Below are 25,359 nucleotides of genomic sequence, written 5' to 3'. Positions count from 1 at the left end.
TGCCCTGTAAGGGCCCCCTCTCACCGAGGCGAGAGGGACATCAGACTAGTCGAAACCGGTCTTAATGGTTCTCTTCGTGCGCCATCGACAGGTAGACGATGGTCAGCATCATGAAGATAAACGCTTGCAGGGTGATGATCAGGATGTGGAACACAGCCCACGCCCATTGCAGCACCACGCCCAGGCCGCTGAGCCAGAGCAGGCCGCTGCCGAACATCACGGCGATCAGGATAAACACCAGCTCGCCAGCGTACATGTTGCCGAACAGACGCAGAGCCAGAGAGATCGGCTTTGCAATCAGGGTCACGAATTCCAGCAGGAAGTTCACCGGGATCAGCAGGGCTTGAACGAAGATGTTCTTGCTGCCGAACGGGTGCAGGGTCAGTTCGCCGATGAAGCCGCCGAAGCCCTTGATCTTGATGCTGTAGAAAATGATCAGCGCGAACACCGACAGGGCCATGCCAAGGGTGGCGTTCGGGTCAGTGGTCGACACTGCACGGAATGGGATGTGCTGATCGCCAGAGATCAACATGGCCAACTGTGGAATCCAGTCCACGGGTACCAGGTCGATGGCGTTCATCAGGAACACCCAGACGAAGATGGTCAGTGCCAGAGGTGCAATCACCGGGCTACGACCGTGGAAGCTATCCTTCACGCTGCCATCGACAAAGCCGACCATCACTTCAACGAAGTTCTGCAGCGCGCCAGGCACGCCGGAGGTGGCCTTCTTGGCCGCCATGCGGAACAGAAGAACGAAGATCACACCCAGTGCGACAGACCAGCCGAGGGTATCGACGTGGAATGCCCAGAAGCCCATTTCCTTGGCTTCTGCGGCGGTGTGGGCAAAGCCCCAGCCGCCATTGGGTAGCTGCCCGAAGGTCAGGTTCTGTAAGTGGTGCTGGATATAGCCCGAAGCGGTTGTTTCTGCTGACATGGTTGCCTCAAACGCCCTAAGGTCTCGAAAGTCTTGTTGTCATAAGCAGGGGAGCGAACCAGCTGACCAGTTGGGTCAGCACGAAGGCGCCGAATACAGCCAGCGGCGCCAATGGCTTCACACCTGCAAACGTCAATGCAAACAGCACTGCCGTCAAAATCAGTTTGCCCGCCTCGCCGGCATAAAAAGACCGGACGATAGCCTGAGCTGCTCGGGCGCCGGAAAACCGAAATGCCCTATGAGCGAAGTACACATTGGGCAGCAAGGCTATCAGTCCTCCGCAGAGGCCTGAATATCCGGCTACGACTCCATGCCATTGCCAGAGCGCCAAGGCGGCCAGCAATACGACGACAAATTGAGCCAGTAATACCGGAAAAACTGCCAGGCGATGGAACGGCAAGCGGTTTGGCGTGCGGGTTTCCATCACGGTTGCTCCTCAATGGTCGGCTGCCAGAATTCAATAACTTGGCATAATTTGTGCCGACAAAATGCGCGCAGAGTATAGGGGCGGTTCAGCCCCTATTCAACTGCCAGGTAGTGATTTCCGACTGCGCGCTACATGAGGAAATGTTTCAGCGGATGTGTGCGAGGACACCCTGGAGCTCATCAAGGGAGTTGTACCCGATCACCAACTGCCCTTTGCCCTTCTTCCCGTGGCGGATCTGCACCGCAGAGCCTAGGCGCTCAGCCAGACGCTGTTCGAGTCGGGCGATATCCGGGTCCGGCTTGACCGGTTCAGCGGGCTCCTGTTTGCCACTCAACCACTGGCGAACCAGGGCCTCGGTCTGGCGTACGGTCAGCCCCCGTGCGACAACGTGTCGCGCCCCTTCAACCTGTTGATTTTCCGGAAGACCGAGCAAGGCTCGGGCATGACCCATCTCCAGGTCGCCATGGGACAGCATGGTCTTGATCACTTCCGGCAGCGCGATCAGGCGCAGCAGGTTGGCCACGGTCACGCGGGACTTGCCCACGGCTTCGGCGACCTGTTGCTGAGTCAGCTGGAACTCCTGCTGCAAGCGCTGCAGGGCCACGGCTTCTTCGATCGGGTTGAGATCTTCGCGCTGGATGTTTTCGATCAGTGCCATGGCAATGGCGGTTTCATCCGGTACGTCGCGGACCATCGCCGGGATGGTTTCCTGACCGGCCTGCTGGCTGGCGCGCCAACGGCGTTCACCGGCGATGATTTCAAAACGCCCGGAGCCGATGGGGCGAACCACGATCGGCTGCATCACGCCCTGGGCCTTGATCGACTGCGCCAATTCTTCCAGCGCCTGGGGGTCCATGTCACGACGCGGTTGATACTTGCCGCGCTGGATCAGGTCCAGCGGCAGGTGTTGCAACTCGCGCTGGTCGGCTTGGGTCGCCTGTTCTTCCAGAGAACTGACGGTCGGACCACTCAGCAGTGCATCCAGTCCACGTCCGAGACCTCGTTTCTTGACGGCCATGGGGATTCCTTAAGTTGCCTGAGCGGCGGCTGCGCGTGAATTTTTACGCTGGCGACGAACCATCTCGCCGGCCAGGGCCAGGTAAGCCAGGGCACCGCGCGATTGTTTATCGTAGGCCAACGCCGGCATGCCGTAGCTTGGCGCTTCGGCCAGACGGATGTTGCGTGGAATGACCGTGTCGTACAGCTGCTCGCCAAAGTGTTCCTTGAGCTGGGCCGAAACGTCGTTCATCAGGCTCAGCCGCGGGTCATACATGGTCCGCAGCAGGCCTTCGATCTTCAGGTTGGGGTTCAGCAACTCGGCGATGCGCTTGATGTTATCCACAAGGTCGCTCAAGCCTTCCAGGGCGAAGTACTCGCACTGCATGGGGATAATGACCCCATCGGCGGCCACCAGCGCATTGAGGGTGAGCATCGACAGCGACGGTGGGCAGTCGATCAGGATGTAATCGTAATTTTCGCGGATGGGTGCCAAGGCGCTGCGCAGACGGCTTTCTTTCATCTGCATTTCCAGCAGGACGACTTCTGCCGCGGTCAGGTCGCGGTTGGCCGGCAGCAGTTGATAACCGCCGTGTTCGGAGAAGTGCATCGCCTGGGCCAGATCGCATTCGCCGATCAGCAGGTCATAGACCGAGTTCTCCAGGCCGTGTTTATCCACACCGCTACCCATGGTGGCGTTGCCCTGTGGATCAAGATCGATCAACAGCACCCGGCGCTTGGTCGCGACCAGGGATGCTGCGAGGTTGATGCAGGTGGTGGTCTTGCCCACGCCACCCTTTTGGTTCGCTATCGCGAATACCTTAGCCATTCTTGCTTGTGTTCCCAATCATGCCGTGCGGCGCAGTATCAGCAGATGGCGTTGGCCTTGGCAACCGGGTACGGCCAGGGCCTGTTCGCTATCGAGGTGGAAGTCCGTCGGCAATGCTACCAGCTCATCCGCGGGATGAACGCCCTTCATTGCCAGCCAACGTGTATCGCGGTCGCCAAGATGGCGAGTCCAGTTGGTGAAGTTCTCCATGCTGCTGAACGCCCGGGAAATGATCCCGTTGAACGGCTGCTCAGGCTGGAACGCTTCAACGCGACTGTGGATAACTTGAAGGTTATCCAGTTTGAGTTCGAGTTTGACCTGGGTCAGAAAGCGGGTTTTCTTGCCGTTGCTGTCCAGGCAGGCCACTTGCGACTCGGGAAACAGGATCGCCAGGGGGATGCCAGGCATCCCTCCACCGCTACCGACGTCGAGCCAGCGACCGTTTTCGATGAACGACATCACGCTCAAGCTATCGAGCAGATGACGCGAGACCATTTCGTCCGGATCGCGCACTGCGGTCAGGTTGTAGGCCTTGTTCCATTTGATCAACAGGGCCAGGTACGCCAGCAATTGCGCATGCTGGGTTTCTGTCAGAGTGACACCGAGCTCGCGAGCACCTGTGGATAACTCTTCTGCATGTTGCGAGGTGACCATTGAGCTCAAGCGCTTTGCTCCAACTGACGGCCGGCGCCGCGTTTTTTCAAGTGAATCATCAACAGGGAAATCGCCGCCGGCGTCACGCCCGGAATGCGCGAAGCCTGGCCCAGGGTCTCCGGACGGGTGACGCCAAGCTTGCTCTGGATCTCTTTCGAGAGCCCGGAAATCTTGGTGTAGTCGATATCCACAGGCAATTTGGTGTCTTCGCTGGCCCGCAGGCGAGCGATTTCGTCCTGTTGGCGATCGATGTAGCCGGCGTATTTGGTCTTGATTTCAACCTGCTCGGCGACTTGTGGATCTTCTGCGCCCTGCCCGGTCACTTCCACCAGTCCGACGTAGTCGATTTCCGGACGGCTCAACAAGTTCAGCAGGTTGTATTCGTGCGTCAGCGGGGTGCCGAATTTTTCGGCAATCGCATCGCCCTGTGGGGTGCCGGGGCGAACCCAGGTGCTCTTCAGGCGTTGTTCTTCCAGCTCGATGCTCTCGCGTTTTTTGCAGAAAGCAGCCCAACGGGTGTCATCCACCAGGCCCAATTCGCGACCTTTCTCGGTCAGGCGCAGGTCGGCGTTGTCTTCGCGCAGGATCAGCCGGTACTCGGCACGGGAAGTGAACATCCGATACGGTTCTTGAGTACCCAGGGTAATCAGGTCGTCGACCAACACCCCGATATAGGCCTCATCGCGACGCGGGCACCAGCTGTCTTTGCCCTGGGCGCGCAGCGCAGCGTTGGTACCGGCCAGCAAACCTTGGGCGCCGGCCTCTTCGTAACCGGTAGTGCCATTGATCTGGCCAGCGAAAAACAGGCCGCCGATGACTTTGGTTTCCAGGCTGTACTTCAGGTCCCGCGGGTCGAAGTAGTCGTACTCGATGGCATAACCCGGACGAACGATGTGCGCGTTTTCCATGCCGCGGATCGATTGCACGATCTGCAACTGCACATCGAACGGCAGGGATGTGGAGATCCCGTTCGGGTACAGCTCATGAGTGGTCAGGCCTTCGGGTTCGATAAAGACCTGATGGCTTTCCTTGTCGGCAAAGCGATGGATCTTGTCTTCGATCGATGGGCAGTAACGCGGGCCAATACCTTCGATCACACCGGAATACATCGGCGAGCGGTCGAGGTTGGAGGCGATGATTTCGTGAGTCCGGGCGTTGGTATGGGTAATCCAGCAGCTGACTTGCCGTGGATGCTGCTCTTTTGAGCCCATGAACGACATGACCGGGATCGGGGTATCGCCCGGCTGCTCGGACATCACCGAGAAATCCACCGAACGCCCGTCAATGCGTGGCGGCGTACCGGTTTTCAGGCGTCCGACACGCAGAGGCAGTTCGCGCAGACGCTGTGCCAGAGCAATCGACGGCGGATCGCCGGCGCGACCACCGGAGTAATTCTGCATACCGATGTGGATAAGTCCGCCAAGGAAGGTCCCGGTGGTCAGCACCACGGAATCGGCGAAGAAACGCAGGCCCATCTGAGTCACAACACCGCGTACCTGGTCCTGTTCCACGATCAGGTCGTCAGCGGCTTGTTGAAATATCCACAGGTTCGGCTGGTTTTCCAGTATTTCGCGGACAGCTGCCTTGTACAGAATGCGGTCGGCCTGGGCACGTGTCGCTCGTACCGCCGGGCCTTTGCGGCTGTTCAATACGCGAAATTGAATACCACCTTTATCGGTGGCAATAGCCATCGCGCCGCCAAGGGCGTCGATTTCCTTGACCAGATGGCTTTTGCCAATGCCACCAATGGCTGGGTTGCAGCTCATGGCACCGAGGGTTTCCACGTTATGCGTCAGCAACAGGGTTTTTGCCCCCATGCGTGCTGATGCAAGTGCTGCCTCGGTACCGGCATGACCGCCGCCGATGACGATCACTTCAAAACGGGAAGGGAAATCCACCACGCACCTCGTGCCTGCTTCAGTTAGGTAATTAGGAATAGGTCTGGGCTCAGGTTTTTGAACCAGGTCGACAAGTATAGGGACTTCCCCACCTCTAAAGAACCCTTTGCACAAAATTTAACCAGCTGTGGATGAATCACAGTCAATAGAAATTAAAAGAGAGAAAGTTATTAAATCTTTGTTTTTATGTTTATTCTTACTGAGCACCTTTTCTGTGGATAGATTGACACAGGCCTTTATTTACGTGATGTACAGAGGTTTAAAAGTCTGTGGTCATGTGCTCATGAGGCCGTTGGATAACCGGTTTAAGCCTGTGGATTAAAGCAGTGGTTATCCACAGAGGGGTTTTTCCTCAGTTTTGAGGCCCTGTTATCAACCGAGCACAGGGGTAGTTATTCACAGGGCTTAATCCACAGAAAATGGTCTTTCAGGCAAATGCCGGGCACGAGAAAGCCGCCAGGACGAAAGATTTCATCTGGCAAGAACGTGGTTTTTTTAAAAGAAGGGAAGCAGACAGGCGCGAACGGCCTGTCTGGGTGCAACGCAGGAGCTATTTACCGATGCAGAAACTGGAGAAAATTCGCCCTAACAGGTCATCCGAGCTGAACGCCCCGGTAATTTCTCCCAACATTTGCTGAGCCTGGCGTAAATCTTCGGCCAGGAGCTCGCCAGCACCGGCCAGGGTCAGTTGAGCTCGTCCGTGCTCAAGGGCGGCACTGGCATGGCGCAGGGCTTCCAGGTGACGCCTGCGTGCGCTGAAGCTGCTTTCCGAGGTCTGCTCAAAGCCCATGCAGGCCTTCAGGTGCTCGCGCAGCAGTTCCAGGCCCATGCCGGCAGACTTGGCACTGAGGCTGATGGTGACGTGGCCATCATCGCTGACCTCGAGGGCAATCGCTTCCCCGGTAAGATCTGCCTTGTTGCGGATCAGCGTGACCTTTGACGGATCCGGGCGCTGCTCGAGGAACTCCGGCCATAGGGCGAAGGGATCCGCAGCCTCGGGCGCCGTGGCGTCCACCACCAGCAGGACCCGATCCGCCTCGCCAATGGCCTTGAGCGCACGCTGCACACCGATTTTCTCCACCTGGTCATCGGTATCGCGCAAGCCTGCGGTGTCCACCACATGCAGTGGCATGCCATCGATGTGGATATGTTCGCGCAGGATGTCCCGGGTGGTGCCGGCGATCTCGGTAACGATGGCGGCTTCCCGTCCGGCCAATGCATTGAGCAGGCTGGATTTACCGGCATTCGGCCGGCCGGCGATAACCACGGTCATGCCGTCACGCAGCAACGCGCCTTGCCCGGCTTCGCGCAACACGCTGGCCAACTCGTCGCGCACCTTATCCAGCATGCTTAGCACGTGGCCATCGGCGAGGAAGTCGATTTCCTCTTCAGGAAAATCAATCGCGGCCTCGACGTAGATACGCAAGCCGATCAACTGCTCAGTCAAGTTATGCACACGTTGGGAAAACGCCCCCTGCAACGAGCGCAAGGCATTGCGCGCGGCCTGGGTTGAGCTGGCTTCGATCAGGTCGGCGATCGCTTCGGCCTGGGCCAGGTCGAGCTTGTCATTGAGGAAGGCCCGTTCGCTGAACTCCCCCGGCCGGGCCAGGCGACAGCCCAGCTGCAGGCAACGCTGCAACAGCATGTCGAGCACGATCGGGCCGCCGTGCCCCTGAAGTTCCAGGACATCTTCGCCGGTGAACGAGTTCGGGCCAGGGAAATACAGGGCGATCCCTTCATCCAGTACTTCGTCGAGGTCACCGAAAAAGGGTCCGTAGTGGGCAAAGCGTGGTTTCAGTTCGCGACCGCTGATGGCGTTGGCGGCGACGCTGGCCAGCGGTCCGGAAATTCGCACGATGCCCACGCCACCGCGACCTTGAGCGGTGGCGACGGCAGCGATGGTTTCACGAGGGATATTCATAACCCGAGATCCAGACAAAAGTGGCAGATAGCAAAACGCCCCACTAGGGGGCGTTTTGAGTGGTTATCCACAGAGTAAGTTACGCCTCGGCTTTTTTGGTAGCCGCTTCGATCTTACGAGTGATGTACCACTGTTGAGAGATCGACAACACGTTGTTGACCACCCAGTACAGAACCAGACCAGCCGGGAACCACAGGAAGAAGAAGGTGAAGATGATTGGCATCATTTTCATGACCTTCGCCTGCATCGGATCCGGAGGTGTCGGGTTCAGACGCTGCTGGATGAACATGGTCGCGCCCATGATGATCGGCAGGATAAAGAACGGGTCTTTGATCGACAGGTCGGTTATCCACAGCATGAACGGAGCCTGGCGCATTTCCACGCTTTCCAGGAGTACCCAGTACAGCGAAAGGAATACCGGCATTTGCACCAGAATCGGCAAGCATCCACCCAGCGGGTTGATCTTCTCTTTCTTGTACAGCTCCATCATGGCTTGCGACATTTTCTGCCGGTCATCGCCATGTTGTTCTTTCAGCGCAGCCAGTTTCGGGGCTACAGCACGCATGCGCGCCATGGATTTGTAGCTGGCAGCCGACAGTGGGAAGAAGATCCCCTTGATCAGCATGGTCAGGAAAATGATCGACCAACCCCAGTTACCCACCAGGCTGTGGATATGTTGCAGCAACCAGAAGATCGGTTGAGCAATGAACCACAGGAAGCCGTAATCCACAGTCAGTTCCAGACCTGGGGACAACTCTTTGAGTACGGCCTGGCTTTTCGGACCGGCGTAAAGGGTGGCGCTGGTTTCAGCCTTGGCACCTGGAGCGACGGTCAACGCCGGGCCAGTGAAGCCAATGATGTAGTTGCCTTTGCTGTCTTTACGGGCCAGAACGACGTTATTTTCGTCTTTTGGCGGAATCCACGCCGTTACAAAGTAGTGCTGAAGCCATGCAACCCAACCACCTTTCACGGTTTCCGTGATCGGCGCCTTGGTTTTGTCTTCGTTCACTTTGTCCATGTCCTTCATGGACACTTTTTTGTACGGCTCGGAACTTGTCCACAGGGCAGCGCCAAGGTAAGTCGCGGTGCCGGTGGCGGTGCTCGACGATGGATCGGCGCTGGAGTCACGCTTCAACTGCGCGAACATTGCACCTGTCCACGGTTGGGCGCTCTGGTTGTCGATGATGTAGGTGACAACCACGTCATACAGGCCGCGTTTCAAGGTGAAACGCTTGATGTAGTTGACGCCGTCCTTGCTGAACTTCAGGTCAACGACCAGTTGATCCTGACCGTCAGCCAGTTGATAACTTTTCTTCTCCGAGGAGAACACCGGGCGGCCTGTCGAGCTGGCGTCAGGGCCGTTGGTGCCAATCAGACCACTTTGAGCCTGGTAAACACGTTCGCCACCGTTATCGAACAGTTGGAACGGAATTTCCGGGTGATCTTGACGGCGTGGATACAGCGGCAGCTTCAGCTGGGCAACATCACCGCCTTGTGGATCGATAGCCAGATCCAATACATCCGTCTTGATTTGGATGAGGTCTTTGCTGACCGCCACTGGAACTTCAGCGGGGGCACTGGTATCGCTCGCAGCGCGTGGAATGTCGTCACTGGCGGAAGTGTTGTTGCCATTTACCGTGTCGGGAAGACCCGCAGGGGTAGTGTTGGCAGCAACATTCTGAGTCGGCAGGGCAGCCTGGCCATAATCCTGGTTCCATTTAAGGACCATGACATAAGCCACGATTGCCAGGGCGACGATCAGGATCGTGCGTTTAATATCCATGATTACTCGGCCATCGAAGAAGAACGGGAGGTAGGGATAGGTGGAACCGGGTCATAACCACCGGGATTCCACGGATGACAGCGACCTAAACGACGAAAGGTCAGCCAGCCACCGCGTAGAAGGCCATGATTTTCGATGGCTTCATACGCGTAGCAGGAACAACTGGGGTAGAAACGACAGTGACTGGCCATCAGAGGACTAATGGCATAGCGATAAAACTGGATCGGAACGAGCGCCAGTTTACGCATCAGGACTGTCTACCCCTGCAGTTTCGGTTTTGACTGCTGGTACCGGCTTGTTACGAGCCAGACGTTTCCAGAGCTTATCGAAATGCTGAATCAATTCGGGGCTTTCTACATCGCCCAAACCTTTGCGCGCGACGATAACGATGTCCCAGCCGACCAGAGAATCCTGGTGCAGGCGAAACGATTCGCGCATCAAACGTTTCAGGCGGTTGCGCTCAACGGAGAGCTTTACGCTCTTCTTTCCGATAACCAGCCCCAGACGGGGGTGATCAAGGTCGTTGTTGCGCGCAAGGAGCAGGAGATTTTTCCCCGGAACCTTGCCGGTAGGGGAGTCAAAGACTGCCTTGAAATGCCGGGGAGTAAGCAGACGCTTTTCCCGACTGAAGTCCTGACTCACCTCCAGTGCCGGATTATCAAACTGCCAGACGCGCACGACCTTTGGCGCGACGACGCGACAGGACGGCACGGCCGTTCTTGGTAGCCATGCGAGCACGGAAACCGTGAGTACGAGCGCGTTTGATAGTGCTTGGTTGGAAAGTACGTTTCATGTCGTGTTACCTGGTTCGTCCACAACGGGCCGGAATGGCCCCCGTTTTAAGAGACCGGCGATTCTAGAGAATGCAAGCCTCTAGGTCAATTTCCAACCAGCTTTTCCTTGTAAACAGATATGGGCGGCTGTTGGTTCGAGACACCGGTTACCTAGATATAGAAATAAAGAAGGGAATTATTTAAAGCTTTTCTGTAAAGCTTATAAAAGTTAGGCAGCCACTCTTCTGTGGATAAGTACCTTAAGCCCTTGAACGACGTACTGTACAGGGAATGACAACACTGTCGAGAAGCGGTGCTCTGCCTGTGCTGCGCTATCGGATAAGCTGTGTGTGGAATAGGTAGTTATCCACAGCCAGGTTATCCACCGAGTTTAGCCCCCACTTGTACAACGACCTTAAGTGGGGTTATCCACAGAGCTTATGCACATACCATTGGTCGTGTTTTTTCCGGTTAAGACATTGATTCTTAGTGGTCTGTGAGCAACCTACGTGTGGATAAGTCTGCGTGCGGCCGCTACAATGGCGGCTGTTTTTGCCTCACCGGCTTTCAACTTAGGGGATATCCGTGTCAGTGGAACTTTGGCAGCAGTGCGTGGAGCTTCTGCGTGATGAGCTGCCTGCCCAGCAATTCAACACTTGGATCCGTCCGCTACAGGTCGAAGCCGAAGGCGACGAGTTGCGTGTCTACGCACCGAATCGTTTTGTTCTCGATTGGGTCAATGAAAAGTACCTGGGTCGTGTGCTCGAGCTGCTCGATGAGCACGGCAATGGTTCAACACCTGCGCTCTCCTTATTAATAGGCAGCAAACGCAGTTCGGCACCCCGGGCTGCGCCTAACGCGCCTTTGGCGGCTGCCGCTTCCAAAGCCCAGGCGGCTGAACCTTCCAGTGCGCCAGTAAGTGCCCCGCCACCGACCAAGGCTTCTGCGAAGAAAGTCGCCCATGTCAGTGAAGAGCCTTCCCGTGACAGCTTCGACCCGATGGCCGGCGCCAGCTCGCAGCAGGCACCGGTGCGCGCCGAACAACGGACTGTCCAGGTCGAAGGTGCGCTCAAGCACACCAGCTACCTGAACCGCACCTTCACCTTTGAAAACTTTGTCGAAGGTAAATCCAACCAGCTGGCGCGTGCCGCTGCCTGGCAGGTCGCGGACAACCCCAAGCATGGCTACAACCCGCTGTTCCTGTATGGCGGTGTAGGTCTGGGTAAGACTCACTTGATGCACGCTGTGGGTAACCACCTATTAAAGAAGAATCCGAATGCCAAGGTCGTGTACCTGCATTCCGAGCGCTTCGTGGCCGACATGGTCAAGGCCCTGCAACTGAACGCCATCAACGAGTTCAAGCGCTTCTACCGCTCGGTGGATGCGTTGCTGATCGATGACATTCAATTCTTCGCCCGCAAGGAGCGTTCCCAGGAAGAGTTTTTCCACACCTTCAACGCCCTGCTCGAAGGTGGGCAACAGGTGATCCTCACCAGTGACCGCTACCCGAAAGAGATCGAGGGCCTCGAAGAGCGTCTGAAATCGCGTTTTGGCTGGGGCCTGACGGTGGCCGTGGAGCCGCCGGAGCTGGAAACCCGGGTCGCGATCCTGATGAAGAAGGCCGACCAGGCCAAAGTCGATCTGCCGCACGATGCCGCGTTTTTCATTGCCCAGCGCATTCGGTCCAACGTGCGTGAGCTGGAGGGGGCGCTCAAGCGTGTCATCGCTCACTCGCACTTCATGGGGCGCGACATCACCATCGAGTTGATTCGCGAATCCCTGAAGGACCTGCTGGCCTTGCAGGACAAGTTGGTCTCTGTGGATAACATTCAGCGCACTGTCGCCGAGTACTACAAGATCAAGATTTCCGACCTGCTGTCCAAGCGTCGCTCGCGCTCCGTTGCGCGTCCACGCCAGGTGGCCATGGCCTTGTCCAAAGAGCTGACCAACCACAGCCTGCCGGAAATCGGCGATGTGTTCGGCGGCCGCGATCACACCACGGTCTTGCACGCATGCCGCAAGATCAATGAACTTAAGGAATCCGACGCGGACATCCGCGAGGACTACAAGAACCTGCTGCGTACACTGACCACTTGATGACACCAGCGCAGCTTATTAAGGCAAGGGACTAGACCATGCATTTCACCATTCAACGCGAAGCCCTGTTGAAACCCCTGCAACTGGTCGCAGGCGTCGTCGAACGCCGCCAGACCTTGCCGGTGCTCTCCAACGTGCTGTTGGTTGTCGAAGGCCAGCAGCTGTCGCTGACCGGTACCGACCTGGAAGTCGAGCTGGTCGGTCGCGTGCAACTTGAAGAGCCAGCCGAGCCTGGCGAAATCACCGTGCCGGCGCGCAAGCTGATGGACATCTGCAAAAGCCTGCCCAACGACGCCTTGATCGATATCAAGCTCGATGAGCAGAAGCTGGTAGTCAAGGCCGGCCGTAGCCGTTTCACCCTGTCGACTCTGCCAGCCAATGACTTCCCGACTGTCGAGGAAGGCCCGGGCTCGCTGACCTGCAGCCTGGAGCAGAGCAAGTTGCGTCGTCTGATCGAACGCACCAGCTTCGCCATGGCCCAGCAGGACGTGCGCTACTACCTCAACGGTATGCTGCTGGAAGTATCGGCCGGGATCATTCGTGCCGTGGCCACTGATGGTCACCGTCTGGCCATGTGCTCGATGCAAGCCGATATCGGCCAGCCGGATCGCCACCAGGTGATCGTGCCGCGCAAAGGTATCCTCGAGCTGGCACGCCTGCTCACCGAGCCGGATGGCAACGTCAGCATTGTCCTGGGGCAGCACCACATCCGCGCCACCACCGGCGAGTTCACCTTTACCTCGAAGCTGGTCGACGGCAAGTTCCCGGATTACGAGCGTGTGCTGCCTAAAGGTGGCGACAAGCTGGTACTGGGCGACCGTCAGGCGCTGCGTGAAGCCTTCAGCCGTACTGCGATTCTCTCCAACGAGAAGTACCGAGGTATCCGTCTGCAATTGGCCAATGGTCAACTGAAGATCCAGGCCAACAACCCGGAACAGGAAGAGGCGGAAGAAGAAGTCGGCGTGGAATACAACGGCGGCTCCCTGGAAATCGGCTTTAACGTCAGCTATCTGCTCGATGTGCTGGGGGTGATGACCACCGAACAGGTGCGCCTGATCCTCTCCGATTCCAACAGCAGCGCCCTGGTCCAGGAATCCGACAACGACGACTCGGCTTATGTTGTCATGCCGATGCGCCTGTAACCATGCTCAGCAGAAGCTAGATGTCCCTCAGTCGCGTCTCGGTCACCGCGGTGCGCAATCTGCACCCGGTGACCTTCTCCCCCTCCCCCCGCATCAACCTTCTCTACGGCGCCAATGGCAGTGGCAAAACCAGCGTGCTCGAAGCCATCCACTTGCTGGGGCTTGCTCGCTCGTTTCGCAGTGCTCGTCTGTTGCCGGTAATCCAGTACGAGCAGTTGGCGTGCACCGTGTTTGGTCAGGTCGAGCTGGCGGAAGGCGGGCATAGCAGCTTGGGGATTTCCCGGGATCGACAGGGAGAGTTTCAGATTCGCATCGACGGGCAGAACGCTCGCAGTGCAGCTCAGTTGGCGGAAATCCTACCGCTGCAACTGATCAACCCCGACAGCTTTCGCCTGCTGGAAGGGGCTCCGAAAATTCGTCGACAGTTTCTCGACTGGGGTGTGTTCCACGTGGAACCCCGCTTCATGTCGACCTGGCAGCGCTTGCAGAAGGCCCTGAGGCAGCGGAACTCATGGCTGCGGCATGGTACACTTGACGCCGCTTCGCAAGCAGCCTGGGACCGGGAACTGTGTCAGGCCAGCGCTGAAATTGATGAATACCGCCGCGCTTATATCAAAGCCTTGAAACCAGTCTTTGAGCGGACCTTGGGCGAACTGTTGGAGCTCGAGGGCCTGACGCTTAGCTATTACCGTGGTTGGGATAAAGACCGGGAGCTCAGTGATGTGCTCGCGACGTCCCTGCACCGTGATCAGCAGATGGGTCATACCCAGGCCGGTCCCCAGCGTGCTGATTTGCGCCTCAAGTTGGGTGCACATAACGCCGCGGATATCTTGTCCCGCGGCCAGCAGAAGCTGGTGGTCTGTGCCTTGCGCATTGCCCAAGGGCACTTGGTCAGCCAGGCCCGGCGCGGGCAGTGTATTTATCTGGTGGATGACTTGCCGTCCGAGTTGGACGAGCAGCATCGCCGCGCACTTTGTCGCTTGTTGGAAGACTTACGCTGCCAGGTGTTTATCACCTGTGTAGACCACGAATTATTGAGGGAAGGCTGGCAGACGGAAACGCCAGTCGCTCTGTTCCACGTGGAACAGGGCCGTATCACCCAGACCCACGACCATCGGGAGTGAAGGCATGAGCGAAGAAAATACGTACGACTCGACCAGCATTAAAGTGCTGAAAGGTTTGGATGCCGTACGCAAACGTCCCGGTATGTACATTGGTGACACCGACGATGGCAGCGGTCTGCACCACATGGTGTTCGAGGTGGTCGACAACTCGATCGACGAAGCACTGGCTGGCCACTGCGACGACATCAGCATCATCATCCACCCGGACGAATCCATCACTGTGCGCGACAACGGTCGCGGCATTCCGGTTGATGTGCATAAAGAAGAAGGCGTTTCCGCAGCCGAAGTCATCATGACTGTGCTGCACGCCGGCGGTAAGTTCGACGACAACTCCTACAAAGTATCCGGCGGCTTGCACGGTGTGGGTGTGTCGGTAGTGAACGCCTTGTCTGCTGAGCTGATCCTGACTGTGCGCCGTAGCGGCAAGATCTGGGAACAGACTTACGTCCACGGCGTTCCGCAAGAGCCGATGAAGATCGTTGGCGAAAGCGAAACCACCGGTACCCAGATTCACTTCAAGCCTTCGGCTGAAACCTTCAAGAACATCCACTTCAGCTGGGACATCCTGGCCAAGCGGATTCGTGAATTGTCCTTCCTCAACTCCGGTGTCGGCATCGTCCTCAAGGATGAGCGCAGCGGCAAGGAAGAGCTGTTCAAGTACGAAGGCGGCCTGCGTGCATTCGTTGAATACCTGAACACCAACAAGACTGCGGTCAACCAGGTGTTCCACTTCAGCATGCAGCGTGAAGACGGCATCGGCGTGGAAATCGCCCTGCAGTGGAACGACAGCTTCAACGAGAACCTGTTGTGCTTCACCAACAACATTCCACAGCGTGACGGCGGTACCCACTTGGTGGGCTTCCGTTCGGCCCTGACCCGTAACCTGAATAACTACATCGAACAGGAAGGCCTGGCGAAGAAGCATAAAGTCGCCACCACCGGTGACGATGCCCGTGAAGGCCTGACCGCAATTATCTCGGTCAAGGTGCCGGATCCGAAGTTCAGCTCCCAGACCAAAGACAAGCTGGTGTCTTCCGAAGTGAAGACCGCGGTCGAACAGGAAATGGGCAAGTACTTCTCCGACTTCCTGCTGGAAAACCCGAACGAAGCCAAGCTGGTGGTCGGCAAGATGATCGACGCTGCCCGTGCCCGTGAAGCGGCGCGCAAGGCTCGTGAAATGACCCGCCGTAAAGGCGCGCTGGATATCGCCGGCCTGCCGGGCAAACTGGCGGACTGCCAGGAAAAAGACCCTGCCCTCTCCGAGCTTTACCTCGTGGAAGGTGACTCTGCTGGCGGTTCCGCCAAGCAGGGTCGCAACCGTCGTACCCAGGCCATCCTGCCGTTGAAGGGCAAGATCCTCAACGTCGAGAAAGCTCGCTTCGACAAGATGATTTCCTCGCAAGAGGTTGGCACCCTGATCACCGCCCTGGGCTGTGGTATCGGTCGCGACGAGTACAACATCGAGAAGCTGCGTTACCACAACATCATCATCATGACCGATGCTGACGTCGACGGTTCGCACATCCGTACCCTGCTGCTGACCTTCTTCTTCCGTCAGTTGCCGGAGCTGATCGAGCGCGGCTACATCTACATCGCTCAGCCGCCGCTGTACAAGGTGAAGAAAGGCAAGCAAGAGCAATACATCAAAGACGACGACGCCATGGAAGAGTACATGACGCAGTCGGCCCTTGAAGACGCCAGCCTGCACCTGAACGAAGAAGCCCCGGGCATCTCCGGCGAGGCGCTGGAGCGCCTGGTAAACGACTTCCGCATGGTGATGAAGACCCTCAAGCGTCTGTCGCGCCTGTACCCTCAGGAACTGACCGAGCACTTCATCTACCTGCCTGCCGTCAGCCTGGAACAGCTGGGCGATCATGCCGCGATGCAGGATTGGCTGGCCCAGTACGAAGTGCGCCTGCGCACCGTCGAGAAGTCCGGCCTGGTCTACAAGGCCAGCCTGCGTGAAGACCGTGAACGTAACGTCTGGCTGCCAGAGGTCGAACTGATCTCCCACGGTCTGTCGAACTACATCACGTTCAACCGCGACTTCTTCGGCAGTAATGATTACAAGACGGTCGTCACCCTGGGCGCGCAGTTGAGCACCCTGTTGGACGAAGGCGCGTACATCCAGCGCGGCGAGCGCAAGAAAGCCATCACCGAGTTCAAGGAAGCCCTTGAGTGGCTGATGGCTGAAAGCACCAAGCGTCACACCATCCAGCGCTACAAAGGTCTGGGTGAAATGAACCCGGATCAGCTGTGGGAAACCACCATGGACCCAAGCCAGCGCCGGATGCTCAAAGTGACCATCGAAGACGCCATTGGCGCAGACCAGATCTTCAACACCCTGATGGGTGATGCGGTCGAACCTCGCCGTGACTTCATCGAAAGCAATGCCCTGGCCGTGTCCAACCTGGACTTCTGATCCCGGGACACAGCTGAAAATAAAAAGGCCGACGCTTAGCGTTGGCCTTTTTTATTGGCAGATTGTTCAATCCGTCATCTATAACGATTTATGTTTTTATCCGGCCAAGGCAGCCATGGCGAATGCTCAAGAAAATCATTGAAGATGAATATGCCGGTAATCGTTGCCACCCCCATGAGTGGTTAAACCCCGACTCGGCGCAGGTGCTGTCCGCGTTCAACCGCCTGGACGGAAAGGCTTTCAGCTCGACGGTTTTTTTCTTCAGCGACGAGACCCTGATGCATATCGGGGGCGGTGCGGCCGAGCAGTATGTGGTTTTTATCGCCCAGGACATCGACCAATCGTTGCAGACCCTGCTCAGCGCAGACAGTCCTGACGATCAGCAGATTGAACTGGTCGCGGGCGGCCAGTCCGGCAGTTACCCTCGGCATCAGTGTGTGGCTAAAGAGCGGGCGAGGCAGGCCCTGGCTTATTTCTCGGACTATGGCTCGGCCGATCCCGATCTGGCTTGGGAAGTGGAAGGCTAACTGGACAATAAGGACGTTGACCTTGGCAGGTACAAGCAGCCACCTATTCGATGAAGCACGCTACCCCATCGCCTGGCGTTTCAATGCCGCGGATTGTGCTCTGAGTGCGGACGATAAACAGCGAGTCGTGCTGTTTGATCAGGCAGCGTCACAGGCGCTATGGGACCGATTCATTCCAGTGCCCAGCCTTATCACTGAGCTGCCCAGCCTGTTTCAATGCCATGAAAAAACCACACTGGATTTTGCCCGGCGCGCAGAGTCGTCATTGTTCTTCGAGCGGCGGCTAAGCCCGGAGGCGGATCTGCTCTGGCTGTTCTGGGGCAGACGCTGCGCGGCGCAGGTGCCCAGGGATATTTTTATAAAATGTTGGGACGACTTTTTCTATCCGTCCGATGAGAATACGGCCCTGGTGATGCCGGGCAGTGCAGAGGTCATATTTTCCTTCGAGGAAAACTTCTTTTACGGACAGTTCGTGAGGCCCATGGCGGCGCCTCTTTGAGATGGAATGGATAACTCGACAGCACAGTTTCACAAGATCATTTTCAAACTCACCCTCGACGCCGACGGTTACCCACCGGTGGAGTACGAGTCGCTGTGGGGCATCCAACGGGGCGCAGGTGTCTACGAGTTGGACAACACGCCCTATTACCTCTACGGCGTGAGCAAGGGGGACTGGGTACTGACTCGCGCCGATGCCCATGAGCTGATCGCTATCCGCGTGGTGCGGCAATCCGGGCACTCGACGCTGCGGGTTTTTGCCGAGCGCGAGTCAGAGCGCTCGAGCATTGTGCAGCACCTGCGCAGCCTCGGCGCCAGGTGTACGGTTACCCGGGGCCTGTCGCTGTTCACTGTGGATATCGCGCCCGAGGTCGGTTTTTCCGTAATCGACCACTACCTGTCCTCCATCACCGACGACCAACATATCGCCTATGAAGATGCCTGTTTACAGCACGGGGCCATTGAGCCTGCGCGCATGAGCGAGTGCTCTTCACTGGCTTCACTTGAGGTTCAAGCATGACTGTTGAATGGCCTGCCAGTTTTTTCAGCGCAACCCTGGAAGACTATGTATGGCTTGTGGCTTTTGCCGATGCCGCCGATGAGCCCGAGCACTACCTATTGTTGCAACGCAGCACCGAGTGCGACGAACAGGACGCCGCCCTGGGCCAGGACACCTACCACCTCGAAATCTCCAGCCCTGCCCTCTCCGGCTATGGCGGGGTTGCACAGGTGCGTATCGAACAGGACCGCATCATTTTCAGCATGGCCAGCTCCGTCACCTGGTGTATGGGCCTGGATCAGCTGGTGCTGTTGCTGGCACCTGAGCTGCAAGACGATCCGGCCATCGAACAGGCGCTTCGAGAGGTGTTTGTCGAGCAGTTGACCCCTATCCGGGGCTGAGCCCGGCTCGGCTCTTTTCACCCTTTGTAAAAACAGTAATCGCTCGGAAGTTTGTTATGGATGATGAAAACCAGGAAATATCGATCCGGGTCGTCGCGGGGCAGAATGACCATGGCCCGGTCTATGAGCCGCTGCATGTACGGCGGATCGATGCGGACAGTTACGAGATTCTCTACTCACCGGGGCTGACGCTGAACCTGGCCAAGGGCGATATTATTTCGATCAAGGACCCGCAGGTCCCCGCCGTGGTGCTCAAGCGTGGCGGTAACTTCTGCATCCATATTTATTCGAATCACATCCCGGAAGAACACATCATCGCCCTGGGGGCGGATGTGGCGACCGAGTTGGGCGGCATGCTCGACGGGCGCTATAAGGGCAATCTGACATTGTCGGTGCCGGCGCGAAACGGCATGGACAACATCGCCCTGTTCTTCAACCGTTTCCGCGAGACCACGGGCATCGAGTGGTACTACGCCAACATCTATAAAAACCTCGATGACACCAATGACGAGACCTTGCTCAATTGGTGGCTGGATAGCTGACCGCGAACGGAGTTAAGACGAGCATGAGCTATGAATATCGTCTGGTGTTTGATGAGCCGCTGGACGTGCGGCAGGTCATGGATCAGCTGCGCGGCAGTGCGAATTGTGTGCGGGCGGCCGAGCAGGTGATCGAGTTCAAGGACCCTGGCCTGGGCAGCCGCGCCGACTATGATCTGCGCCTGACCTTCGAGAGCGAGCAGACGCTGTGGATGGAGTTGCTGTTTCGGACCGCGGCGTTGCACGAGTGCCTGGAGCCGGCACTGCGGGGGCGTCGTTTCAGGTGTTTCGAAGACGGTGACAGCGATGACGAGGTGGCACTCGAACAGGTCTTTGCCCTGGGCAGGACTCTCCCTATTTTCCCTTGATGGCTGGGCCAATGAACGAACGACAGCAGCTTATCTGTGAACGCTACGACCTCGCTCCCCAGGCGCCGGAGCCGATGATTGCACTGGCCACCGGCTCCCTTGCGCAGTCGCCCATCTATGGCACCCGGGTCGAGTTGCCCGAGAACGGCACGGTCAGTTGGTTTATCCACTGCGGCGAACATTCCACCGCCGTGGATTTCTACCAGCCCCTATGCGCCGAGCACCTGGTCGAGCTGCTGCCGGAGGTGATCGATTACCTGTACCTGCCGAGCGGGACGCGTTTCATCATCGACCGCGCCGGCTATGAAGATGTCTGGCAGGACCCGCACTGATATCAAGTCGCTATTAACGGTAAGCGGTCAGTTGCCCTGCTCGCCAGGCGACGCGACACTTTCCAGCCGGTAGCCGTAACCGTAGATGGTCAGCAACTGCCAGCCACGGTCGGTGGTCAGCCCCAACTTGTTGCGCAGGCGGTAGATGTGGGTGTCCAGCGGCCGTGAGGACACGATCTCTTCGTGGGTCCAGAACCGCTGGTACAGGTATTCCCGTGACAGCGGTCGCCCCAGGTTGTCGAACAGGCAGCGCGCCAGGCGGTATTCGCGGTCGGTAAGGCTGATGGGTTGACCTGCCCGGGTCACGGTCAGCTCCGCATCATCGAAGGTCAGGTCATTGAAGCTCAGCACTTCGGTGGCGGTGCTGCGCTGCAAACCGTGGCGGCGCAGTACCGCCATGACCCGAGCCTTGAGTTCGTTGGGACGGAAGGGTTTGCTGACGTAATCGTCGGCCCCGGCATTCAGCGCCTGGACGATATCGCTTTCGGCATCCCGGCTGGTGAGCATGATCGCGGCCGGCGGCGCTTCCATGTGTTCGCGGGTCCAGCGCAGCAATGACAGGCCGCTGAGGTCGGGCAGTTGCCAGTCGAGCACCAGCAGGTCAAAGGTCTCTCGACGCAGCTGGCGCAGCAGGTCCTCACCACGTTCGAAGCTGTGCAGGGTCCAGGGCTGGTCCCCCGGCCCGGGGATCTGTCGCAGTGTCTGTTCCACCCGGGCCAGTTCGGCGGGCTCGTCATCCAGTATTGCGACACGCATGCGGGGCAGTTCCTTGATTGCAGGGGGAGCACTGTGGCCGTTTTTTACGGCGTCTGAGTGGAGGTGAGTTTAGGCCGCCAAGGTGAATCTGAACAATTGTGGCGATTTGCTCTGACGCGATTGCGGGCTCGGTACGCTGATGTCAAATAGCCGGTAGGCGACAGGAGCACTGTCACGGCCTGCCGTGCGGCAGAACCATACCGACTGCAACCCGCAAGGAAAAGGATCATGGGGAAGATGTTTCGTACAGGCCGTGGGCTGCTGGTGAGGGCGGTGCAGGGTAAGGATCTCGGGTGTTTCGGTGCCTTGGCACTGGCTGTCTATCTCAGCCTGGGGTCGACGGTGTTGTCGCCTGCCAGCGCCCACCCTGGGCACCTGCCGGTTCAGCGCAGCCCGCAAGCGAGTGCCAGTGTCACAGGCTTTGCTGATTCGAACCAGGTGGCTCCCAGTACCCTGCATTACGTCGAGCAAAGTGCCCTGCACCAGGAGCAGCAACGCTGGGTGTTCTAGAACCCAAGGATTCTGAACAAATCTTGCAAATCGGCCAGCCGAGCCTTGGGGGCGGTAGATTCCTATTCGCTGAGTGGCACACGGGGCATCAGGAAGTGCTCCGACACAGGGAGTGTCAACCGCCAGGCTGGCGGGACACGGGTTGCTCGCAAGCCGTGTTGAAGGGGAATAAAAGGAGTGCCTCCTCAGGATGATCACCGGGCGATCTGTCGCCACGGTGCCGACACACGGAAGTGTCACCCTCCCCTTGTGTCGGCATGCCTGGATCGCCACGCACTTTTACCTGCGCTTTGTACCGCATACCCTGACCAGCACCGCACGCGTTGGCTGGCGCTTGAAAGGGCAGCTATCGGCTCAGGATCGGCCTCAGGTATGGTGCACAGGTTCGATAACAGGGTTTACCCGTCGGTTTGCCACAGGTCCAAGCACACTCCATGACTCAAACGACCCCTTTGCAGCCCACGTTATCCTGGCCTTTCCCGGGCCGTCGCCTGCTGGTTCTGAGTGGTGTGCTCGGGTGTCTGCTCCTGCCGCTGATGGACGCCGGCGCCGCGCCTCGGCGTTTGCCCTATATCGATGACAATCTGCAATGCCGCGGCCAGCCCTTGCCGGCAACGGTGGAGCATCTGACGGGTGAAGCCTGGAAGGTGGATGCCCAGGGCCGGGAAACCCTCCTCGAAGAGGGCATGAATATTGATGAGCAGGAGGGGGTGAAGACCTCGCCTTCAGCCTTCGTCAGCCTCTCGTTGGGAGACGGTTCGCGGGTGGTGCTGCCCTCCAGTTCGAAGATCACCCTGCGCCTGAACCAGGAGTACGCGGTGCCCCAGGTCAGCCTGGAACAGGGCCAGATCGAATCCTATGTGATCAAGCGCAGCAGTGACCACGATCGCTTCCAGATCCTCACGCCAGTAGGTGTCCTGGGGGTACGTGGTACTCATTTCCGAGTGCGCAATGACGATCAGCAGGCGTTGGTCGAAGTGCTTAACGGGCAGGTGGCGGTGAGTCGGGAGGATGATCCGCCCCAGGCTAAAAAGCCGGTTAGGAACAAGCCTGTGGATCAACCGGTGGGCCCGCTCCCCGGCGAGGTGCAGGTCATGGCCCGCCAGGGCCTGCGCATTCAGAAACAAGGCACCCTGACCCCGATCGACCTGCTGCCGGCACCGCGACTGCTGGGCCAGGCCGGACAGACAGGCAGCGCGCCGGTCTGGCAGTTGATCTTCAAACCCTTGCCGGGCGCCAGGCGCTACCGTGCCCAGGTGGCGACCGACAAGGAATTCCTGAACATCAAGCAGGAGCAGTTTTCCAGCACCCCCGAGGTCAACTTCAGCGGCCTGAAGGCCTTTTTCTACCATGTGCGTCTCTCTGCTTTCGATGAGCACGGGCTGGAGGGCGAGACGGGTGTGTATGACATTTTCTATTACCCGCGCACCAGCAATGTTCAATAAGCCTGCGGCCTGCTGCCGATGAAGCGTTGGCGCCGTGTGGAAGGTCGGGAGCCGACCCAGGCTCAGCGCCTGTTTCGCGGTCTGGTACGGGAATGGCTCTGGGTCAGCCTGATCCTGCTGCCCCTGACCGCCCTGTTGTCCCTGACCCCGGGGCTGGCGCTGAACAACCTGCTGTACGACAGCCTGAACCGGCTCAGCCCCCTGCCCGTCGACCCGCGAATCCTGATCGTCACCATCGACGACTACAGCCTGCAACAACTCGGCCGATGGCCCTGGCCGCGGTCGCTGCATGCGGATCTGCTGGACCGCTTGCGCGAGGCCGAGGTTCGGGGCGTGCTGTTCGATGTGATTTTCAGCGAGCCCGACAGCCAGCCGGATAACGATGTGCGCCTGGCCCAGGCCCTGTGTCGCTCGGGCAATGTGCTGTTGCCGTTGCTGCGCGAAAGCGTCGCCCGCTATGGGCAACCCCTGGGTGAGATCGAACCGGTGGCCGTGTTGCGCGACTGTGCCAAGGCCGTGGGGCATATCAATGCCCAGGCTGATGCCGACGGCATTGTGCGCAGCGTGTATTTGCGTGAGGGCTTGGCGCAGAGCCCCAAGGCGCAACTGGCCTGGCTGCTGTATGAAATGACGCGGCCGGCCGGCTCGTCTGCGACCCTGCCCGGCTCTGCCGAGCCTCAGCTGGCCCAGGGTTGGCTGCGAGCCCATGAGGTGCGGATTCCCTTCATCAGCGCGGCGGGCGGTTTTCCCAGCGTGCCCTATGTCAGTGTGTTGCGTGGCGACGTGCCGCCGGAGTTGCTGCGTGACCGCTTGATCCTGATCGGTTCCACGGCCCCGGGCCTGGGTGATCGCTACGTCACGCCGCAGTCGGCCAGCCTGGGGACCACTCCCGGCATCGAGATCCAGGCCAACCTGCTTAACGGTTTATTGCAGCAGCGCAGTATCGTGGCGCTGGGCAACTGGCCGGCGACCCTGCTGTCGGTGGCCCTGGTGGCCGCCCTGCTCGGCCTGCTGTTGTGGCGCCCACGCCATGCGCTGTGGTTGACCCTGGGGTGCATGGGCCTGGCATTGCTGGGCTCGGCACTGTTGCTGCGGGCGGGCGGCTGGTGGTCGCCCGCAGCCAGCCTGCTGGGGATGCTGCTGGCGTACCTGATCTGGAATTGGCGGCGCTTGAGCGTGATCCTGGCTTATTTCGGCTGGGAGCTGGCGCGCCTGGACAGCGAACCCAAGGTTCTGCCCGAGCGCCGCCATACCCCGGTCGCGTCCGGCGATGTATTGCAGGGGCAGATTGTCGCCCTGGAACAGGCCATGAGCCGCACCCGCGACACTCGCCGGTTTATCGCCGATGGCCTGGAGTACCTGCCGGTGGCGACGCTGATCAGCAACCCCGATGGCAGGATCCTGCTGGCCAATCGCAAGGCCCGCGAACTGTTCGCCAACCCGCTGCTGGGCACTGAACTGCTCGCCCAGTTGGCGGAGCTGGGTTATCCACAGGGTTCGTCGCCTGACCTGTCGCAACTGCAGTGCCTGGAGTTTCGCGATACCCAAGAGCGCAGCCTGCGCCTGGATCGGGCCCCGTTGCTGCCAGCTGACAGCGATACACCGATCGGCTGGCTGCTGAGCTTCACCGACCTCAGCGTCGAGCGCGATGCCGAGCAGCAGCGCGCGGTGCTGCTGCGGTTTCTGTCCCATGACTTGCGCGCGCCCCACTCGGCGATCCTCGCCTTGCTCGATGTGCAGCGCCATCAGGCGCCCGGTGAGAACCAGGTGTACCTGCAGATCGAACAGCAGGTACGCCGCGCACTGAGCCTGACCGAAGCCTTTGTGCAGTTGGCCAAGGCCGAGTCCGAGGCTTATCAGTTCCAGCCGAGCATCTTCGCGATGCTGGTGCTGGATGCGTTCGACCTGGCGGCGACCATTGCCCAGTTGAAGCGCATCACCCTGGTCCACGACCTCGACGAAGATGCCGAAGGCATGGTCCTGGCCGATCAGTCCCTGCTCACGCGGGCGTTGTTCAATCTGCTGGAGAACGCGATCAAGTACAGCCCCGAGGGCTCTGTGGTGAGCGTGCATGTCAGTTGCCGCGAGGGCTGGCTGAGCTGTGAGATCAGCGACCAGGGCAAAGGCATCGCCGCCCAGGATCTGCCGCAGCTGTTTGGTCAGTACCAGAGATTTTCCTCGGCCCAGGGCATTGATGGGCTGGGGCTGGGGTTGTCGATGGTCAAGGCCGTGGTGGAGCGCCATCAGGGGCGGATCATCTGCCGCAGTCAACTGGGGCAAGGCTCGACCTTCACCCTGCAACTGCCACTGCTGGAAGAGTAACCCGTGGCCGCTGCTGCCAGGCTGCTGGCCGCCGTGGGGGTGTCAGGTGCATGGACGGCGTGTTACAGGTCCAGCGCAGCCTCGCGAGTTCGGCCCTCGCGAGGGGCTGCGAAAAACTTATGCACGTTTTTCGGCGTTTTATGAGCTTCGGAAATATGTATA

General features: G+C 58.8%; 26 protein-coding genes. 14 read left to right on the top strand and 12 right to left on the bottom strand.

All coding sequences use genetic code 11. The features are described from left to right. Nucleotides 1-61 precede the first annotated feature (61 nt). The 11 genes from atpB to rpmH all read right to left on the bottom strand — a co-directional run bounded on the left by atpB (nt 62) and on the right by rpmH (nt 10,235). Complete coding sequence (atpB, locus tag AC19YX_RS30280) at nt 62-934, bottom strand: F0F1 ATP synthase subunit A (RefSeq protein ID WP_078470341.1); 873 nt, start codon at nt 932-934, stop codon at nt 62-64. 16 nt (nt 935-950) lie between these two features. Further along, the gene (locus tag AC19YX_RS30275) at nt 951-1,358 is read right to left on the bottom strand and encodes a F0F1 ATP synthase subunit I (RefSeq protein WP_020294932.1); all 408 of its coding nucleotides are present in this window, start codon (nt 1,356-1,358) and stop codon (nt 951-953) included. A gap of 148 nt (nt 1,359-1,506) precedes the next feature. Then, nucleotides 1,507-2,379: a ParB/RepB/Spo0J family partition protein gene (locus AC19YX_RS30270; protein ID WP_020294933.1), complete on the bottom strand. Its 873-nt coding sequence runs from the start codon at nt 2,377-2,379 to the stop codon at nt 1,507-1,509. A gap of 9 nt (nt 2,380-2,388) precedes the next feature. After that, on the bottom strand, nt 2,389-3,186 hold the full coding sequence (locus AC19YX_RS30265) for a ParA family protein (protein ID WP_020294934.1): 798 nt from the start codon (nt 3,184-3,186) through the stop codon (nt 2,389-2,391). Between the two features lie 18 nt (nt 3,187-3,204). Continuing rightward, complete coding sequence (rsmG, locus tag AC19YX_RS30260; protein ID WP_500607716.1) at nt 3,205-3,840, bottom strand: 16S rRNA (guanine(527)-N(7))-methyltransferase RsmG; 636 nt, start codon at nt 3,838-3,840, stop codon at nt 3,205-3,207. A 5-nt stretch (nt 3,841-3,845) separates the two neighbouring features. Next, entirely contained in the window at nt 3,846-5,738 is a 1,893-nt protein-coding gene (gene mnmG / locus AC19YX_RS30255; protein ID WP_201128691.1) for a tRNA uridine-5-carboxymethylaminomethyl(34) synthesis enzyme MnmG, read from the bottom strand. A gap of 550 nt (nt 5,739-6,288) precedes the next feature. Then, complete coding sequence (mnmE, locus tag AC19YX_RS30250) at nt 6,289-7,659, bottom strand: tRNA uridine-5-carboxymethylaminomethyl(34) synthesis GTPase MnmE (RefSeq protein WP_500607714.1); 1,371 nt, start codon at nt 7,657-7,659, stop codon at nt 6,289-6,291. A 79-nt stretch (nt 7,660-7,738) separates the two neighbouring features. Continuing rightward, the gene (gene yidC, locus AC19YX_RS30245; RefSeq protein ID WP_078470338.1) at nt 7,739-9,442 is read right to left on the bottom strand and encodes a membrane protein insertase YidC; all 1,704 of its coding nucleotides are present in this window, start codon (nt 9,440-9,442) and stop codon (nt 7,739-7,741) included. A gap of 2 nt (nt 9,443-9,444) precedes the next feature. After that, nucleotides 9,445-9,690: a membrane protein insertion efficiency factor YidD gene (gene yidD, locus AC19YX_RS30240; protein WP_010465488.1), complete on the bottom strand. Its 246-nt coding sequence runs from the start codon at nt 9,688-9,690 to the stop codon at nt 9,445-9,447. Further along, complete coding sequence (gene rnpA / locus AC19YX_RS30235; RefSeq protein WP_020294939.1) at nt 9,683-10,084, bottom strand: ribonuclease P protein component; 402 nt, start codon at nt 10,082-10,084, stop codon at nt 9,683-9,685. Before rnpA ends, yidD begins: the two co-directional genes overlap by 8 nt. Before the next feature lie 16 nt (nt 10,085-10,100). Then, complete coding sequence (gene rpmH, locus AC19YX_RS30230) at nt 10,101-10,235, bottom strand: 50S ribosomal protein L34 (RefSeq protein ID WP_003213577.1); 135 nt, start codon at nt 10,233-10,235, stop codon at nt 10,101-10,103. Between the two features lie 565 nt (nt 10,236-10,800). Between rpmH and dnaA the strand changes: the two genes are divergently transcribed. The 11 genes from dnaA to AC19YX_RS30175 all read left to right on the top strand — a co-directional run bounded on the left by dnaA (nt 10,801) and on the right by AC19YX_RS30175 (nt 20,164). Then, nucleotides 10,801-12,312: a chromosomal replication initiator protein DnaA gene (gene dnaA / locus AC19YX_RS30225; protein WP_043228446.1), complete on the top strand. Its 1,512-nt coding sequence runs from the start codon at nt 10,801-10,803 to the stop codon at nt 12,310-12,312. A 38-nt stretch (nt 12,313-12,350) separates the two neighbouring features. Beyond that, a complete protein-coding gene (gene dnaN, locus AC19YX_RS30220; protein ID WP_020294941.1) occupies nt 12,351-13,454 on the top strand; it encodes a DNA polymerase III subunit beta in 1,104 nt (367 codons plus the stop codon). Between the two features lie 20 nt (nt 13,455-13,474). Further along, nucleotides 13,475-14,578, top strand: coding sequence for a DNA replication/repair protein RecF (gene recF / locus AC19YX_RS30215; RefSeq protein WP_020294942.1), 1,104 nt, complete (start codon nt 13,475-13,477; stop codon nt 14,576-14,578). Between the two features lie 4 nt (nt 14,579-14,582). Then, nucleotides 14,583-17,000 carry a DNA topoisomerase (ATP-hydrolyzing) subunit B gene (gene gyrB, locus AC19YX_RS30210; protein ID WP_020294943.1) on the top strand — a complete coding sequence of 806 codons (2,418 nt, stop codon included), beginning with the start codon at nt 14,583-14,585 and terminating at the stop codon, nt 16,998-17,000. Between the two features lie 122 nt (nt 17,001-17,122). Further along, nucleotides 17,123-17,527, top strand: a complete 405-nt coding sequence (locus AC19YX_RS30205) for an Imm1 family immunity protein (protein ID WP_421548154.1) — start codon at nt 17,123-17,125, stop codon at nt 17,525-17,527. 22 nt (nt 17,528-17,549) lie between these two features. Beyond that, nucleotides 17,550-18,026, top strand: coding sequence for a hypothetical protein (locus AC19YX_RS30200; protein ID WP_500607713.1), 477 nt, complete (start codon nt 17,550-17,552; stop codon nt 18,024-18,026). Between the two features lie 6 nt (nt 18,027-18,032). Continuing rightward, nucleotides 18,033-18,545, top strand: coding sequence for a DUF4265 domain-containing protein (locus AC19YX_RS30195; RefSeq protein WP_500607712.1), 513 nt, complete (start codon nt 18,033-18,035; stop codon nt 18,543-18,545). Next, the gene (locus tag AC19YX_RS30190) at nt 18,542-18,925 is read left to right on the top strand and encodes an Imm10 family immunity protein (protein ID WP_500607711.1); all 384 of its coding nucleotides are present in this window, start codon (nt 18,542-18,544) and stop codon (nt 18,923-18,925) included. Before AC19YX_RS30195 ends, AC19YX_RS30190 begins: the two co-directional genes overlap by 4 nt. A 56-nt stretch (nt 18,926-18,981) precedes the next feature. Continuing rightward, a complete protein-coding gene (locus AC19YX_RS30185; protein WP_500607710.1) occupies nt 18,982-19,467 on the top strand; it encodes a DUF4265 domain-containing protein in 486 nt (161 codons plus the stop codon). Between the two features lie 23 nt (nt 19,468-19,490). Next, a complete protein-coding gene (locus AC19YX_RS30180) occupies nt 19,491-19,832 on the top strand; it encodes a hypothetical protein (protein ID WP_500607709.1) in 342 nt (113 codons plus the stop codon). A gap of 11 nt (nt 19,833-19,843) precedes the next feature. Next, nucleotides 19,844-20,164 carry an immunity protein Imm33 domain-containing protein gene (locus AC19YX_RS30175; RefSeq protein ID WP_178102932.1) on the top strand — a complete coding sequence of 107 codons (321 nt, stop codon included), beginning with the start codon at nt 19,844-19,846 and terminating at the stop codon, nt 20,162-20,164. 27 nt (nt 20,165-20,191) lie between these two features. On the opposite strand, the gene AC19YX_RS30170 is transcribed toward AC19YX_RS30175, so the two are convergent. Further along, nucleotides 20,192-20,920: a response regulator transcription factor gene (locus tag AC19YX_RS30170; protein ID WP_078470329.1), complete on the bottom strand. Its 729-nt coding sequence runs from the start codon at nt 20,918-20,920 to the stop codon at nt 20,192-20,194. 228 nt (nt 20,921-21,148) lie between these two features. On the opposite strand from AC19YX_RS30170, the gene AC19YX_RS30165 reads away from it, so the two are divergent. From AC19YX_RS30165 to AC19YX_RS30155, 3 genes are all read left to right on the top strand, one after another. Continuing rightward, nucleotides 21,149-21,430 (top strand): hypothetical protein, encoded by a 282-nt coding sequence (locus AC19YX_RS30165; RefSeq protein ID WP_421548149.1) that lies wholly within the window; start codon nt 21,149-21,151, stop codon nt 21,428-21,430. Between the two features lie 434 nt (nt 21,431-21,864). Beyond that, nucleotides 21,865-22,875: a FecR family protein gene (locus AC19YX_RS30160; RefSeq protein ID WP_500607708.1), complete on the top strand. Its 1,011-nt coding sequence runs from the start codon at nt 21,865-21,867 to the stop codon at nt 22,873-22,875. An 18-nt stretch (nt 22,876-22,893) separates the two neighbouring features. Further along, nucleotides 22,894-25,197 (top strand): CHASE2 domain-containing protein, encoded by a 2,304-nt coding sequence (locus tag AC19YX_RS30155; protein WP_500607707.1) that lies wholly within the window; start codon nt 22,894-22,896, stop codon nt 25,195-25,197. Nucleotides 25,198-25,359: the final 162 nt, after the last annotated feature.

Source organism: Pseudomonas sp. MF09150, from assembly GCF_059862355.1.
The sequence above is the reverse complement of the archived record's forward strand: the minus strand, read 5'-3'. Positions and strand labels throughout refer to the sequence as shown.